The following is a 14,521-nucleotide window of genomic DNA, read 5'->3' as shown; positions in this document are numbered from 1 at the left end:
CCAAAACGTGAACTGTGTTCGATGGTCAAAAATAAAAAAACCGCACCTGAGGCTAAGGGGTGCGGCAGAGATCAACGATACCAGGTTGTTCTCGCTTCCCTACGCTGGTATTACCCAGTTCAGGTTCTGAGGGTCGTCCGTTCGGGCGGACTCTCAGCCGTATGGCTCCCCTAGCTTCGAAGGAGAATCGTATCGCCGGCCCCCTTCGTTGTCAACGGGGTATTAGGCCTACCGTGGCCCAACCGAGTGGACCATTGAGGGCCTAGGACTTCCTCGCAATGGCTGGTTCATTGATTGTGGGGGAGCCCTAACGTAGAATCATTCTCCACGTTCTTGAGCTGAGGAAACTATGCCAACATTATCAACGATTCCCAGGCCGATCACAGAGTATCAGCAATTGTCTGCGGAGGAACTGTTCCGCCGGACGGTTGAGGCGAAACGTGTGCTCGGTGACCGGGTCATGATCCTGGGCCATAATTATCAACGGGACGAAGTCATCGAGCATGCCGACTTTCGCGGGGATTCGCTGTTATTGTCAAAGCTGTCAGCCGAGCGGTCCGAGCGGCCCTATATCGTTTTCTGCGGCGTGCACTTCATGGCCGAGACCGCTGACATCCTGAGCCGTTCCAAACAAACCGTGATCCTTCCTGACATGGCAGCAGGCTGTTCCATGGCGGATATGGCGGCCATCGAACAGGTCGATCAATGTTGGGAGGAGCTGGGACGAATTCTTTCTGTGGAAGAGATGGTCATGCCGGCGGTCTATGTGAACTCTGCTGCCGTCCTGAAAGCTTTTTGCGGCGAACATGGCGGGATTACCTGTACCTCCTCTAACGCGAGGGCGGTGATGGAATGGTCCTGGGCCAGGCGTGAGAAGATTCTCTTTTTCCCGGACGAGCATCTAGGCCGCAACACGGCCAACAAAATGGGGCTGCCGCGAGAAGAGATGATCGTCTGGGATCCCTTTCAACCTAACGGGGGCAACACACGCGAGGCGATCAAGCGAGCCAAGCTGATTCTCTGGAAAGGCCATTGCAGCGTGCACCAGATGTTTCAGCCTGTGCACATCGACAATTTCCGCAAACAGTATCCGGATGGAAAGGTGATCGTCCATCCGGAATGTCACGAGGATGTGGTTAATAAAGCGGACCTGTCCGGGTCCACGGAATTGATTATCCGCACGGTGACGGATGCGCCTGCCGGGACGGCCTGGGCGGTGGGAACCGAATTGAACCTGGTCAATCGATTGAAGCGCGACCTGACCGATAAGAAGGTGTTCTTTCTCTCCTCCACGGTCTGTCAATGCGCGACGATGTTCCGGATCGATGGCGCGCATCTCTGCTGGGCGATGGAGAACCTTGCCGAGGGCCACGTGGTAAACCATATTGTGGTGCCGGATGATGAGAAGCATTGGGCGAAGATTGCGCTAGACCGGATGATGGCCGTCAGCTAGCTAGCGGGAGCGTGAAAAACGCCTCCAGCGTCGTTCTCGCATCGCTCACAGGCTCAACGTACCGCAAGGGTACGCCTCGCATGTTCGCTCGCTGCGGCCTTGCTGGAAGACGTTTTTGACGCTCCCGCATCACAGCTATGGGCTGGTGCCCCGGTCGCCATTCCGGTATATTCCTACCCCTGACTCCACCCGCGCCTAAGATTTTCGAGAGAGAATAGAATAGGTTATGGATTACAAAGCAACGCTCAATCTCCCTAAGACCGATTTCCCTATGAAGGCGAACCTGCCGCAGCGGGAGCCTGAGTTGTTGGCTTCGTGGGAACAGGAACGTCTGTATGAACAGATTCAGGAGGCGGGGAAAGGCCGGCCGCTGTATGTCTTGCACGATGGACCACCGTACGCCAATGGCCGGATTCATATCGGTCACGCGCTGAACAAGATCCTCAAAGATATCATTATCAAATCGAAGACGATGGCCGGCTATCAAGTGCCGTATGTACCGGGCTGGGACTGTCATGGCCTGCCGATCGAACATCAGGTCCTCAAGGAACTCGGGGATAAGAAAAAGACGCTCGATACGCCGGCCATTCGTAAGCTTTGCCGTGAATATGCGGAGAAGTTTTATACGATTCAGCGTGAGGAGTTTCAGCGGCTCGGGATCTTGGGTGATTGGCAGCGTCCTTATTTGACGATGAATTCCGGCTATGAGGCCACGATCATTCGTGAGTTCGGAAAATTCGTGGAGCGGGGCGGCGTCTACAAGGGACTGAAGCCGGTGCTCTGGTGCACGGCGGACCAAACTGCCTTGGCCGAGGCGGAAGTGGAATACGAAGACCATACGTCTTCCTCGATCTATGTGAAGTTTCCTGTGGTCACGTCGCCCACGGCCCTCAGCAAGACGTTCCCCGATATCTCTTTCCCCGCCGGCATCAAGCTCGTCTCCGTCGTCATCTGGACGACCACCCCCTGGACCCTTCCAGCCAATCAAGCGGTCTGCCTCCATGGCGATATCGACTATGCCTTCGTCCAGGTCGGCGACGAAGTGCTGATCGTGGCGGAGAAGCTTGTTGAAAGTATGGCGAAGGGCTGCAAGCTCGAAGGGGTACGAGTCTTCGGGGTGAAGAAGGGGAAAGAGGGGTTCGAAGGTCTTGAGACGCAACGGCCCCTGACGACTGGTCTTTCACCGATTCTGCTCGGCGACTTCGTGACGCTCGATCAGGGGACCGGTTGCGTCCATATTGCGCCCGGCCACGGCATGGAAGACTACATCCTCGTCCTGGAACACAATGCCAAGGCGTCAGCGGGGGAAAAGTTAGAGATCCTGGCGCCGGTCGACAATGGCGGGCGCTTTACCGAGATCGTGAAGGAATTTGCCGGCCAGCATGTGTTGAAGGCCAATCCGAAGATTGTGGAATTTCTCCAGGCCAACGGGCGGTTGCTGGGCCATGGGACGTTGAACCATTCCTATCCGCATTGTTGGCGTTGCAAAAATCCCGTCATCTTTCGCGCCACCGAACAGTGGTTCGTGTCGATGGAGACGAACGACCTTCGGAAGGAGACGTTGGCGGAGATTGAGCGGGTCCGTTGGATTCCAGCTTACGGCCGCGATCGAATCAACGGGATGATTCAGAACCGTCCCGATTGGTGTTTGTCGCGGCAGCGGGTCTGGGGCGTGCCGATTCCCGGTTTTACCTGTACAGGCTGCCGGTTTGTGCTGGCCGATCCGACCGTGATCGAGCATCTGGCGACCTTGATGGAATCCAAAGGGGCCGATGTCTGGTTCGAACAATCGGCGGCCGATCTATTGCCCAAGGGCACGGCCTGTCCGAAGTGCGGCGGGGCGGATTTTGAGAAGGAACGGGATATCCTCGACGTCTGGTTCGAGTCTGGCGTCAGTTACGCCGCGGTCTTGAAACCACGCAAGTGGTGGCCGGCCGATCTCTATCTCGAAGGATCGGATCAGCATCGGGGCTGGTTCCACAGCGCCTTGCTGGCCGGGGTCGTCACCGATCGTCGCGCGCCCTACAAGGCTGTTCTGACCCACGGATTTGTCCTAGATGGGCAGGGTAAGAAGATGTCCAAGTCGGCGGGCAACGTCGTCGCGCCGCAGGATGTGATCAAGCAATCGGGCGCAGAGATCCTGCGTCTGTGGGTGTCGGCGCAGGATTATCGAGACGATCTCCGGATTTCTCCAGAAATCCTGACCCATATGGTCGAGGCCTATCGAAAGATCAGAAATACCTGCCGCTTTCTATTGAGCAATCTGTACGACTTCGATCCGGAGAAGGACCGCATCCCCTACGAGCAGTTGCCAGAGTTGGATCGTTGGGCCCTGCATCGGCTCAGTGAGCTGATCCCGCGTGTCCGGAAATCCTATGACGATTTCGAGTTTCATACGATCTTCCATGCGCTCAACAACTTCTGCTCGGTGGATCTGAGTTCTGTCTATCTCGATATTCTGAAAGATCGTCTGTATACGTTCCGGGCAGATTCGCCTTTGCGTCGAGGATCGCAGACGGTACTGTTCGAGATCCTCATCGCCATGACGAAGCTGATGGCGCCGGTGTTGAGCTTTACGGCAGAAGAAATCTGGCGGACGTTGGCCACGCAGCAGGGAAGCCCTGTTGGAGTGAGCAGTGTCCATTTGAGTACATTCCCGGAGGTTCAGCCTCACTGGCAGGATGCCGAGTTGGCCCAGCGATGGGAGCGGCTGTTGGGCTATCGTACGCAGGTGCAGGGCGTGCTGGAGGGAAGTCGGCGGGATAAAGTGATTGGCTCTTCACTAGAGGCAGCGGTGGAGCTTCGAGCCGATGCTGACGCCTACGAGTTTCTTCAGTCCTATCACAATGATTTGACCACGGTCTTCATTGTCTCGCAGGTCAAATTGATCTCCGGCGGGGAGGCCAAAGGCTCGCTGGCGATTACCGCGACGAAGTCCTCTTTCGGAAAATGCGAACGGTGCTGGAATTATCGCGATGCGGTGGGTAAAGACCTGAGCCACCCAACCCTGTGTGAACGTTGTGTGGAGGCGGTACAGTAATGTCGCGGCCCCTTCGTTATCTCCTCCTGGCCTTGCTCGCCGGCACAATTATCGTGACCGATCAGGCGACGAAGCTTTCCATCGTCGAGTCGATGCGGCTGCATGAATCCATTCCGATCGTTCCTGACTTTTTCAGCCTGACCTATATTCGCAATCCCGGTGCGGCGTTCGGGTTACTGGCCGGCAGTAGCAATGCGTTTCGTATGGTTTTTTTCGGGGTCACGTCGCTCTTCGCACTGGGCCTCCTGGGAACGATCCTCTACCGGTTGCCGGAGAAGGATTGGATGGGGCAGCTGAGTATTGCCGGGATTCTTGGCGGGGCAATCGGGAACCTGATCGACCGATTACGGTATGGCGAGGTGATCGATTTTCTCGATGTCTATGTGGGCTCCTACCATTGGCCGGCGTTCAATGTCGCCGATTCGGCGATCAGCGTGGGAGTCGTCTTCTTGATCATCCACTTTGCTTTCGAGAAGCAAGACGCGCCGTTGTTGCCACAACAGCTCCCTCCTGCTTCCTAGACAGACGCTTTTCGGGAAAATCACATTAAATGGAATGGTCGTTCGATCGTCTGCGCATTGTGGCGGGTAGGCTGCTCAAAAAGTCCGTCCAGCAAGGCCGCAGGCGAGTCGAAACCGGAAGCGTACCCTCAGGGGTACGTTGAGGATTTCGATAAGCCGAGAACGAAGCTGGCGGACTTTTTCAGCAGCCGGCTAGAACCCGAAGATGTAGAAGACGGCAATGCCCATCAAAATACGGTAGTAGGCAAACGGTCGGAGGGTATGGCGCTTCACGAAGGTGAGGAAGGCTGCGATCACAACCCAGGCGACGATGAACGACACGAACATCCCGACCCCGAGTGCCAGATAGTCTTCCTGCCGGAAGATGTCCCGCGATTTCCACATTTGATAGCAGGTTGCGGCGATCAGGGTCGGAAGCGCGAGAAAGAACGAATATTCCGTGGCGACTTTCCGGTCCAGTCCCACCAAGAGTCCTCCAATGATCGTGGATCCCGATCGGGACATGCCAGGGAGCAATGAGGCGCACTGCGCCACACCGATCCAGAATGCCGACGGCAGATCGACCTGTTCGAGCTGTTGAACCCGTATGTGGCTGCGGCGCGCTTCGACGGCGAGAATGATCAGCCCTCCAACGATGGAGGAGGCCGCCACGGTTTGAGGGGTAAAGAGATGGCTCTTGATCCAGCTATGGGTCAGGAAGCCGATGGCGGCTGCCGGTAAGAAGGCGAGGCCGAGTCCAAGCAGAAACCAGAGATTCCGGTGAACCTCCCAGGATTTCTTCAGTACGGTTGTCCACGGAGTTGTACCACGCGTTCGGATCATGGCGGCGGCATCTTGTTGCTCCCGGCCGGCCTGTCCGACCATGGAGGCGAGTTTGTGTCGTTCGTAGGCGATGACGGCCAGGATGGCGCCAAGTTGGATCGAGATCTCGGCGCTGGACGCGAGATCTCCCTCAAAGCCAAGGACATGGCCGACAAGAATTAAGTGGCCGGTCGAAGAGACGGGTAGAAACTCAGTCAGCCCTTCCACGATACCCAAAATCGTCGCGAGCCCAGGACCCCATTCGTTCATGAATCGTCTTTCTGAGACAGGTTACGGGATTGACGGTGAACCTTAGGCATATTCACAAAGTGGCGCCGGTCCGTCAAGCAGGTCGATGAATCGTCGCAGATGGTTCTCGATGAGGTGCCGTGACGGTGGATCCGTTAATCTGTTGACAAAGTGAGAGGCTTGGCATACACAGACATTGTACGTAGTTGAGGCATCGCGCGCTGCATATGCCACAGGTCTGAGGGATAAGGCGCGCTGGCCGACATCTGTTATCGATACCATGCTCAGTGGAAGGGGAGGTTCGTATGAAGTCAGGATGGATGACGGTGGTGGTGATGGTCGGCGCAGTCGCAATGGTCGGCTGTGTCAGTCAAAAGAAATATGAAGAGGCGATGGTCGATGTTGATACGGCGAAGTCGGAGTTGGAGCGGACTAGGTCGCAGAAGAATGCGTTGGAACAGCAGGTCAAGACGCTCAAGGATCTCAATGTGAAGTTCGGGAACGAAGCGCAGGTTGCGCATGATGAGCTTGAGCGAATTCAGCATGGCCGTGACAAGGAGCGTGGAAGTGTCGAGGGCCGGACCAAAGAACTTGAAGATCGCGCGAAGCAACTGGCCTTGCAGAACAAGGCGGTGCGTCATGAATACGAGGATGTGAAGCGGCACAACGATACGCTCAAGGCTCTGGTGGCCCGCTATCAGAAAGAGCTCAAAGATCAGTCCCGTTCTGTGGCGGGAGGCCTCTCGCATGCCGTGCCGTCCCCGAGCGCCCCTTCCGTAGCCTCCCCTGTTCCCCCGGCGGTGAACGCGCCGCAGGCCATGGCTTCTTCCATGAACGTCAATAAGGCATCTGTCGGCGACATGGTGCTTGTACTTGGTCTCTCCAAAGATGTGGCGGACAGGATTGTGACGAATCGTCCGTATCGGGTGAAGGGTGAGTTAGTCGCGAAAAACGTCATGCCCAAGGAAACGTTCGATATGATCAAGGATCGCATCAGCGTCAGTCCTTAATCGGAGTCCTTGCGACTCAAATTGCCAGGCCGTCCGCCTCATTGGTGGACGGCCTGTTTCTTTTTCTGCACGGAGAGGGACCGTTCTGGCAGGTGATTCCCCCTCGTCTTGTTGATACAATGCCATCTACATAGGTGAGGGAATTGGAGAAGAAGTCGATGCGTCGTGCTGTACTGATTATTGGGGTTCTGGCTATCGGCTTAGTCATCGGAGGGTATGTCTTCTTCAACGGGGAGCGCAAAGTCCCGGTTCGCTACCGGACCGCCATGGTTGAGCGAGGACCGGTGATTTCCCTGGTAACCGCAACGGGAACGATCAATCCGGTCGTCTCTGTTCAGGTCGGGACGCAGGTCTCCGGCATGATCAAGAGCCTGCATGCCGACTTCAATTCGGTGGTCAAAGCGGGCGACATCGTCGCACTGATCGATCCGGAGCCCTTCAGAGCCCGTCGCGATCAGGCCTCTAGCAATCTTGAGATGTCGAAAGCGAATGTCGCAAGAGCTAAGACCGATTTGGCGCAACGCAAGCGAGAACTCGATCGGGTGAAATCTTTGGTGGCACAACAGTTCGTCTCTGAGAACGACGTCGACGTTGCGGCAACAAATTTCCAGGGGGCTGAAGCGCAGGTCAATGTGGCAGGGGCGCAAGTAAAACAGGCTGAGGCGGTGCTGAATTCAGCTGAGTTGGAATTGAAATATACCGTGATCCGGTCGCCGGTAAACGGGATCGTGGTGGCCAGAAATGTGGAAGTCGGTCAAACGATTGCGGCGAGTTTTGCTACACCCAATCTGTTCTTAATCGCGCTGGACCTCACGAAGATGCAAGTCGATACCAACGTCAGCGAGTCGGATATCGGAGGGATTGCCGAAGGGAAAGAGGCGACTTTCACGGTCGATGCCTATCCGGGGTATCAATTTTCCGGCACGATTCGTCAGGTTCGCCTTGCCCCGATCAATGTGCAGAATGTCGTGACCTACAACGTGGTCGTGGCGGTGGACAATCAAGATCTCCGTCTGAAACCGGGGATGACTGCGAATGTCTCCATCGTGGTCGCACAAAGAGACTCTGTGCTCAAAGTGCCTAATGCCGCGTTGAGATTCACCCCTCCGACTGTGGGCCAGGCAGATCGTCCAGGGCAGGGGGGTAAGCCTGCGAAGGCGAAAGGCGCAGAGTTCTCAGTCGGAGCCGGCAGAGGGGGGATGCCGCCGACTCGCAAGGTGTGGACGCAGGGGCCTGCGGGGGAGCTCGAATCCATTGTCGTGCAGACCGGTATTTCTGACGGGGTGGCCACGGAGATCATGTCGGAGGTGTTGGCTGAAAGCACGCAGGTCATTGTCGGGATCGAGCGGTCTAAAGGCGAAAAGGGTGGTAGCGATTTACCTCCTGGATTCGGGAGCGGCGGACAGAAGGGCTCCTCTCGTACCAGAGGGATGTAAGATGCGTGAAGCGTATCTCGTGAAGCGTCGTTCGTTACAGGAACTCGCACTTCCAGCCGCATCCTTCGTGATGAATATTTTGTTTTTCTCGCCCGTTTCACGTTTCACGCTCCACGGGAAACGCTGATGGCCTCGCTGATCGAATGCGACGATGTGTGGAAGATCTATCGAGTCGGCGACGTGGATGTCCAGGCCTTGCGCGGTCTGAGCCTCACGATTGAGCAGGGGGAGTTCGTGGCCATCATGGGGTCGTCCGGCTCCGGTAAGTCGACCTTGATGAACATGCTGGGTTGCCTCGACCAACCCACGAAGGGGTGCTATCGGCTGAACGGGATCGAGGTCGGCCAGCTTACGGCTGATCAACTGGCCGGAATTCGCAATCAACAGATTGGGTTCGTTTTTCAGAGCTTCAACCTCATTCCTCGAACCAGCGCGCTCGAAAACGCGCAGCTTCCGTTGTTCTATCGAGGGCTCTCGCTCAAGGAGCAACGGGCGAAGGCGGCGGAGGCATTGGCACGGGTAGGGCTGCATGGCAGGGAAGACCATTACCCGACGCAGTTGTCGGGAGGACAGCAGCAGCGTGTGGCTATTGCCCGGGCGTTGGTCACGTCGCCTTCATTGCTTCTGGCCGATGAGCCGACGGGTAATCTCGATACCCAGTCGAGTCAGGAGATTATGCGAATCCTGGAAACACTCAACCGGGATGAGGGGATTACGATTATCCTAGTGACGCATGAAGTGGATGTCGCCGCCTATGCTGCGCGCGAGATCGTGATCAAAGACGGGCAAATCTTGAGCGACCGTAAAACGAAGGCCGGTCCAATATCCAGCTCGGTGGGGGGCTAGATGGCGGTATTTGTGTGGCTCACGATCATGACGGCCTTGCGCATCCTGGGCCGAAATCGGATGCGTGCCGGTCTCACGATGCTGGGGATTGTCATCGGCGTGGCGGCGGTCATTGCGATGGTGAGCATCGGTGAGGGAGCCAAGCGGGCCGTGCAGGCGCAAATCGCGACGATGGGGACGAATGTGATTATCATTTTCCCCGGGGTCACCTCTGCGAGTGGAGTCCGGGGAGGCCAGGGGAGCGCCATCACGCTTACCGTGTCCGACGCCCTGGAGCTGAAAAAACGCATCCCGCTGCTGGTCGATACCGGATGGTCCAGGCGGGATGTCATGCAAATCGTGTACGGAAACCGAAACTGGAACGGAACGATTAACGGCGTCTCTCCCAGCTATCTCACCATTCGAGACTGGTCCTTTACGAGCGGCGGCCCCTTTACCCAGACGGATTTAGATAGTGCCGCCCGCGTTGCGCTCGTTGGCCAAACGATTGTGGAGAATCTGTTTGACCCAGGCGAAGAGCCGGTGGGTGCGATGATCCGCATCAAGAACGTCCCGTTTCGTGTCATCGGCGTGCTTGCGCCCAAAGGCCAATCATCGCAAGGCTCCGACCAAGACGATGTGATTTTCATCCCCTTCAGCACGGCGGAGCGTAAGGTGTTCGGCACGTCGTTTATCGGGTCTGTCGCGGCGATGTTCGGCTCGACCGATCAAGTCGATGATTTGCCGATGGCAGCTGCGCAAATTCGAGAGGTCTTGCGCGCGCGGCATCGCCTTCAGGCGGAGCAACTCGACGATTTCACGATCAGGACGCAGGTCGATATCGGAAAGGTGCAGGAAGGGACCAGTGAGACCTTGACGATGATGCTCTTCGCGATTGCCTCCGTGTCTCTCTTGGTCGGGGGGATCGGCATCATGAATATTTTGCTCGTATCCGTGACGGAACGAACGAGAGAGATCGGGGTCCGTATGGCGGTTGGCGCCAAACGGTATCACATCGTGATGCAGTTCCTGATCGAGGCCATGACGTTGAGCCTGGTCGGCGGGGTGTTGGGCATCGTACTCGGGGTTGCCGGGGCGAAGTTGACGACGCTGATCGCCGGCTGGCCAACCATTATCTCGGGTAACGTCATCGTGATTTCGTTCTTCTTTTCACTCGTGGTCGGTCTTTTCTTCGGCCTGTACCCTGCGAATAAGGCTGCTCGTCTCAACCCCATCGAAGCGCTTCGGTATGAATAGTCATGCAGGGGCTTGGAGTCCGGTGATTCCTGCCCTGCAGCACTAGGCCGCGCGACTTGTCTCGCTCGACTCTGATGTCACCACACGTGTAATAGAGCGTAGAGGGAACTGCTCCTGACTGGAGAGGTCAACCGTGATCGGACTTCGGTAGGGGCTGCCCGTCTGGTCGTAGGTTAACGCGACGATCGGTTGATGGAGCCTGGCAGGATTAACGGTGGTGATCATTCCCTGTTCTTTCGTATTGAGTTCCACAAAACTGTAGACGGGGTAGATGCCAACTAACTTGATGAAGACGGATACAAGCCTCAGGTCGAGGCGTCCGAATTCTCCTTCTTGGAATAGCTGTTGAACTGCTGCGTGGGACGGCAGCGGTCGGAGGCCTCCGAATCCGGTCAGTAGTTCATCGTATCGATCTGTAATCATCACGATGCGACTCGCTTCTGCCGTGGAGCCAGCCGAAGCTTCGGAGGGATAGCCGTGCCCATCCGGGGCGACATGGTGTTCGGCCGCTATTTGGCGAACGGTCTGGGAAAACCCGCGTTGTGCCTCGATGGCAATGGCGCCGAGTCTTGGATGATGACGAAAGGTTGCGAGGTCCTCACCGGAAAGGGGCGCAGAGGTTTGGAATAGGTGTCGGGGAAGTTGTAACAGACCGATGTCATGGATGAGTGCGCCGGTCGCCAACTCGTGGAGTTGCATCAGGTCATAGCCCAGTGATTGGCCGAGTATCATCGACAGGGTGCAGACGGCGAGACTATGGTTGTTGAAAGAGGCATCGAGCTGTCGCCCCTGGCTCATCGCCATAAATGCAGCGTGGGTGCTGAGGGTCCGTGCGACGATGGTGATTTCCTGAATCGCGTCGTTGATCAGTCCTGGGTTTGCGGTGCCTGCTTTGCTGATGTCGTCGAAGACGGTTTTAACCGATTGAGCCAGTTTCTGGTGCGCCTCTCGAGCCATCGTCAGTTCCTGGTTCAGTGAACTCACTGAGCGGGGTGTGTCGTGGCTTGGGGGTGCTTGGGTGGAGGTCAGCAGGCCAATCGTGTGAAGGGTTGCTTCCTCAATCGGTAGGGACGTGACGTCGAGCCCTTTTGAGGTGTCGATGTCCACGGACTGGATCTTGGATCGCCGCAAGCGCTCGATCTGTTCGACCGTTTGAACCAGAAACCGGTGTGTCAGGAATGGGCTCCGGAACCAGGAACAGTCGATACCTGCCACATACATTCCAACCCGAAGTTGACGAAGAGGAATCTGCTTGCGCATGCCGTATCTATCCATGAAAGAGAGGTATTGGACAAAATCCAACAGCTCTTTATCGGTTCGCCATGCATGAATCTTGAATTCAGGGAGGCAGAGTGGGGGTCGTATTTTCTTGTGAAAACGAGGAGTTCTGTGGGTCTGGAAGGATCGAATGGTGCTAGGAGTTGCAGGCAGGGGCCAGGGATACTTCGATGCGAGGGTTGTCTCTATCGATGTGTTTATAGAGGTGCGTTTCAACGATGCGATTGTCGTTGATCCCGAGTCCCTCACAGAGAGCATCCTGCGCAATCTTGAGTCCACCATCGACGTCTCGACGCAAGGCTGAGGTGAAATAGAACCGGATGGATAGGGCGAGCCACTCAGACTGGAATCGTGAGAGCAAGGAGGCTCGATCTGCAGACTGCGCCAACTTCAGCCAGACGAGTTGCCCGACTTGGGCCTTGTAGGCGCGACCGACTGAGGAGAGCAATCGTCGGCCGTTTACCGTGGCATATTGATGATTGATGCTGGGAGGCACAGGGAGTGTGAGCATGATCGCATTATGGCTCGTCGTTGGTTGCGGTGACGGAGGTGCAGGCATGGGAGCGCTGGGAGCCGTCTTTGAAAAGGTTCGTGGCACTGGGATCTTCTTATCGGGGTTCCGATAGGACGTGGTGCGAACGGTACGAGGAGCGGATGCACGTTGGGCCTGGCGGCGGAATGTGGGCATGGCCCAGTTTACAGGAGATTGACGATCTTGGACATGTTCTGCTCGTATCGTTCTTCCGATCTGGCGATAAAACGACGCCAGTCGCTCGGATTCCAGATTTCCATACGATGGTACATGCCGACCAGCACGATTTCCTGGTCCTCATCCAACGGAATAAGTTTTCTGAGGCGGCCAGGAATCAAAATCCGTCCGGCTTTGTCGAGTTCCGATGTGCCGGATTCCGACACGATGTGGTGCATGAACAACCGGCTCTGTTCTTCATCCAGCGAGGCCTTTGTCCGTTCAAGAACCTTTTCCCATTCCTTCATGGAGTAGAGGAACGTCGACTCTTCAGGGCCCTTGATGAAGACGACAGCTTGTCCATCGGATTCGACCTGTTCACGGATCGGCGAGGGGACGATAAATCGTCCCTTCTCATCGACTTTGCATGAATATGAGCCGGCAAACATCAATGAGTCCTATTCCTTACGAGGCTTGTGGCGTCCTGGTTCGATCGCGAATCCATTGCTCCAGATCCGAACGTACGAAGCGCCATTCTTTCCCAAGCTTGAAGGCGGGTATTTGGCGACTCCGTAGATATCGATAGAGCGTCCGCGGGGTGATCTTGAGGTATTGACAGGTCTCCTCCGCCGTCATCAGCTCGCTCTTGGGCTCTTTGGCCATTGGGAAACCTGGCTCGATAGAGATGCATATGCCTCACGAGGCTTTGGATACTGTTGCCAGGGTAGGAAATATGGGGCGATCTGTCAAGCGAAAATACATGACAATGTATGTCACAGACTGTCAGTGCCCTCCAATTCGAGAGGGCCGGCTCCTTCCTGCTCTGCCGCCTCTGTGAGTTCGCTTCCGAGGTCCTCACCCATTTCGTCGCCCATCTTCTTCATGAATCGAGCCATGCTCTGGGGGTCGTTTTTATCGAGCCCGGCAAGATTGTCTGGCTCAGCCAGGGCTTCCAGGCGCGCCGCTTCGGATTTCGGGGAGGCAAACCGAGACAGCATTCGTTCCACTCGAGGGCTCAGACAATGGGAACAGGTTGCCGGCGCGTGATTGGTCAGGCTCAAGACCAGGGCCGTGCTGCGCTTGTGACAGTCGAGACATCGATATTCATAGAGCGGCATGGATCATAGTCCTATATGTGTGTGTGCCGGTATCCCCTGCTCGGCCCAGAGTCGATCCGGCACCAGCGCCGCATCGACCGTTCTGGCCAGGGTCAGCGCGAATACTGGCCCGCTGCCGGCTTGTCGTAGCGCTTTCGCACATTCGTTCAGCGTGGTGCCGGTGGTAAAGACGTCATCCACAAGGAGGATGCGCTTTTCCCTGAGGTCTTGCGGCCGACGGACGTCAAAGGCTTTCCGGAGATTGTTCAGCCGTGCCTGTCGCGGTAACGTGGTTTGCGGATCGGTGGAGGTAATCCTGATGAGGTTGGTGCTCGATACCGGGCGGGCCATGTGTCGGGCGAGTTGATCGGCCAACAGCAGGGATTGGTTATACTCGCGCCCTCGTAAGCGGGCTGGGTGCAAGGGCACAGGGATGATCATGTCGACGTCGAGTTCACGAGGCAGGGCGTTGATCATGAGACGTGCGAGCGGTTTGACCAGGGTATGTCTGCCTCGATATTTGAACGAACAGATGGCTTCCCGCAGTGGCGGGAGATAGGGGAAGAGGGTCCAGGCCCGTTGAAAGTCGGGCGGCCGTTTCTGGCAGTTTTGGCATTGATGGTTGGGCGTATAGGTCCTGGCCGCTTCTGAGACAAACGGCTGATCGCAGCGGGCACAAGCTGGTTGTCGGAGCGGGTGGATCGTTTGCCAGCAGGATGTACAGAAGAAGGGTACCGGATCGATGCTGAGTGGATGGCCACAGGCCAGGCATTCTACCGGCAGCACAAACCGGAGAGCCTGACGGCACCATCCGAAGAGCCGATCCTGTATGTCTTTACGTACCATCGCAGGGGAAGCGCTCCAAT

Annotated in this window: 14 protein-coding genes and 1 riboswitch; of the genes, 7 read left to right on the top strand and 7 right to left on the bottom strand. The window is 56.6% G+C overall.

From position 1 onward, the window contains the following. Positions 1–79: 79 nt before the first annotated feature. A riboswitch (TPP riboswitch) is annotated at positions 80–182 on the bottom strand. A gap of 167 nt (positions 183–349) precedes the next feature. The 3 genes from nadA (at position 350) to lspA (ending at position 5,014) form a co-directional block, all read left to right on the top strand. Beyond that, the gene (gene nadA / locus Q8N00_08875) at positions 350–1,453 is read left to right on the top strand and encodes a quinolinate synthase NadA (protein ID MDP2382907.1); all 1,104 of its coding nucleotides are present in this window, start codon (positions 350–352) and stop codon (positions 1,451–1,453) included. A gap of 226 nt (positions 1,454–1,679) precedes the next feature. Further along, entirely contained in the window at positions 1,680–4,493 is a 2,814-nt protein-coding gene (gene ileS, locus Q8N00_08870) for an isoleucine--tRNA ligase (GenBank protein ID MDP2382906.1), read from the top strand. Then, positions 4,493–5,014 (top strand): signal peptidase II, encoded by a 522-nt coding sequence (gene lspA, locus Q8N00_08865; protein ID MDP2382905.1) that lies wholly within the window; start codon positions 4,493–4,495, stop codon positions 5,012–5,014. Before ileS ends, lspA begins: the two co-directional genes overlap by 1 nt. Positions 5,015–5,206: 192 nt before the next feature. Here lspA and Q8N00_08860 read toward each other — a convergent pair whose 3' ends face one another. After that, positions 5,207–6,085, bottom strand: coding sequence for an undecaprenyl-diphosphate phosphatase (locus tag Q8N00_08860; GenBank protein ID MDP2382904.1), 879 nt, complete (start codon positions 6,083–6,085; stop codon positions 5,207–5,209). A gap of 284 nt (positions 6,086–6,369) precedes the next feature. Between Q8N00_08860 and Q8N00_08855 the strand changes: the two genes are divergently transcribed. From Q8N00_08855 to Q8N00_08840, 4 genes are all read left to right on the top strand, one after another. Continuing rightward, positions 6,370–7,074, top strand: a complete 705-nt coding sequence (locus Q8N00_08855) for a helix-hairpin-helix domain-containing protein (GenBank protein ID MDP2382903.1) — start codon at positions 6,370–6,372, stop codon at positions 7,072–7,074. A gap of 158 nt (positions 7,075–7,232) precedes the next feature. Beyond that, positions 7,233–8,510 (top strand): efflux RND transporter periplasmic adaptor subunit, encoded by a 1,278-nt coding sequence (locus Q8N00_08850; GenBank protein ID MDP2382902.1) that lies wholly within the window; start codon positions 7,233–7,235, stop codon positions 8,508–8,510. Between the two features lie 126 nt (positions 8,511–8,636). After that, complete coding sequence (locus tag Q8N00_08845) at positions 8,637–9,356, top strand: ABC transporter ATP-binding protein (GenBank protein MDP2382901.1); 720 nt, start codon at positions 8,637–8,639, stop codon at positions 9,354–9,356. Beyond that, complete coding sequence (locus tag Q8N00_08840; protein MDP2382900.1) at positions 9,357–10,592, top strand: ABC transporter permease; 1,236 nt, start codon at positions 9,357–9,359, stop codon at positions 10,590–10,592. Between the two features lie 42 nt (positions 10,593–10,634). On the opposite strand, the gene Q8N00_08835 is transcribed toward Q8N00_08840, so the two are convergent. The 6 genes from Q8N00_08835 to Q8N00_08810 all read right to left on the bottom strand — a co-directional run bounded on the left by Q8N00_08835 (position 10,635) and on the right by Q8N00_08810 (position 14,501). Then, positions 10,635–11,852: a DUF3391 domain-containing protein gene (locus tag Q8N00_08835; GenBank protein MDP2382899.1), complete on the bottom strand. Its 1,218-nt coding sequence runs from the start codon at positions 11,850–11,852 to the stop codon at positions 10,635–10,637. Positions 11,853–12,006: 154 nt separating this feature from the next. Next, a complete protein-coding gene (locus tag Q8N00_08830; protein ID MDP2382898.1) occupies positions 12,007–12,381 on the bottom strand; it encodes a RusA family crossover junction endodeoxyribonuclease in 375 nt (124 codons plus the stop codon). A gap of 185 nt (positions 12,382–12,566) precedes the next feature. Beyond that, complete coding sequence (locus Q8N00_08825) at positions 12,567–13,007, bottom strand: division/cell wall cluster transcriptional repressor MraZ (protein ID MDP2382897.1); 441 nt, start codon at positions 13,005–13,007, stop codon at positions 12,567–12,569. 16 nt (positions 13,008–13,023) lie between these two features. Further along, positions 13,024–13,221, bottom strand: coding sequence for a helix-turn-helix domain-containing protein (locus Q8N00_08820; GenBank protein ID MDP2382896.1), 198 nt, complete (start codon positions 13,219–13,221; stop codon positions 13,024–13,026). 110 nt (positions 13,222–13,331) lie between these two features. Then, positions 13,332–13,676 (bottom strand): zinc ribbon domain-containing protein, encoded by a 345-nt coding sequence (locus Q8N00_08815; GenBank protein ID MDP2382895.1) that lies wholly within the window; start codon positions 13,674–13,676, stop codon positions 13,332–13,334. A 3-nt stretch (positions 13,677–13,679) separates the two neighbouring features. Next, a complete protein-coding gene (locus Q8N00_08810) occupies positions 13,680–14,501 on the bottom strand; it encodes a ComF family protein (protein MDP2382894.1) in 822 nt (273 codons plus the stop codon). Positions 14,502–14,521 lie beyond the last annotated feature (20 nt).

The organism is Nitrospirota bacterium (genome assembly GCA_030684575.1).
Classification (GTDB): Bacteria; Nitrospirota; Nitrospiria; order Nitrospirales; family Nitrospiraceae; genus Palsa-1315.
Note: the sequence above shows the minus strand (reverse complement) of the source record. Positions and strands in the feature narration are given on the sequence as shown.

Excerpts from the sequence above, each read along its gene's own strand:
- Q8N00_08860 (MDP2382904.1), bottom strand. The coding sequence starts at position 6,085 with ATGAACGAATGGGGTCCTGGGCTCGCGACGATTTTGGGTATCGTGGAA.
- Q8N00_08820 (MDP2382896.1), bottom strand. The coding sequence starts at position 13,221 with ATGGCCAAAGAGCCCAAGAGCGAGCTGATGACGGCGGAGGAGACCTGT.
- Q8N00_08810 (MDP2382894.1), bottom strand. The coding sequence starts at position 14,501 with ATGGTACGTAAAGACATACAGGATCGGCTCTTCGGATGGTGCCGTCAG.
- lspA (MDP2382905.1), top strand. The coding sequence starts at position 4,493 with ATGTCGCGGCCCCTTCGTTATCTCCTCCTGGCCTTGCTCGCCGGCACA.
- ileS (MDP2382906.1), top strand. The coding sequence starts at position 1,680 with ATGGATTACAAAGCAACGCTCAATCTCCCTAAGACCGATTTCCCTATG.
- Q8N00_08840 (MDP2382900.1), top strand. The coding sequence starts at position 9,357 with ATGGCGGTATTTGTGTGGCTCACGATCATGACGGCCTTGCGCATCCTG.
- Q8N00_08815 (MDP2382895.1), bottom strand. The coding sequence starts at position 13,676 with ATGCCGCTCTATGAATATCGATGTCTCGACTGTCACAAGCGCAGCACG.
- Q8N00_08835 (MDP2382899.1), bottom strand. The coding sequence starts at position 11,852 with ATGCGCAAGCAGATTCCTCTTCGTCAACTTCGGGTTGGAATGTATGTG.
- Q8N00_08825 (MDP2382897.1), bottom strand. The coding sequence starts at position 13,007 with ATGTTTGCCGGCTCATATTCATGCAAAGTCGATGAGAAGGGACGATTT.
- Q8N00_08855 (MDP2382903.1), top strand. The coding sequence starts at position 6,370 with ATGAAGTCAGGATGGATGACGGTGGTGGTGATGGTCGGCGCAGTCGCA.
- Q8N00_08850 (MDP2382902.1), top strand. The coding sequence starts at position 7,233 with ATGCGTCGTGCTGTACTGATTATTGGGGTTCTGGCTATCGGCTTAGTC.
- Q8N00_08845 (MDP2382901.1), top strand. The coding sequence starts at position 8,637 with ATGGCCTCGCTGATCGAATGCGACGATGTGTGGAAGATCTATCGAGTC.
- nadA (MDP2382907.1), top strand. The coding sequence starts at position 350 with ATGCCAACATTATCAACGATTCCCAGGCCGATCACAGAGTATCAGCAA.
- Q8N00_08830 (MDP2382898.1), bottom strand. The coding sequence starts at position 12,381 with ATGCTCACACTCCCTGTGCCTCCCAGCATCAATCATCAATATGCCACG.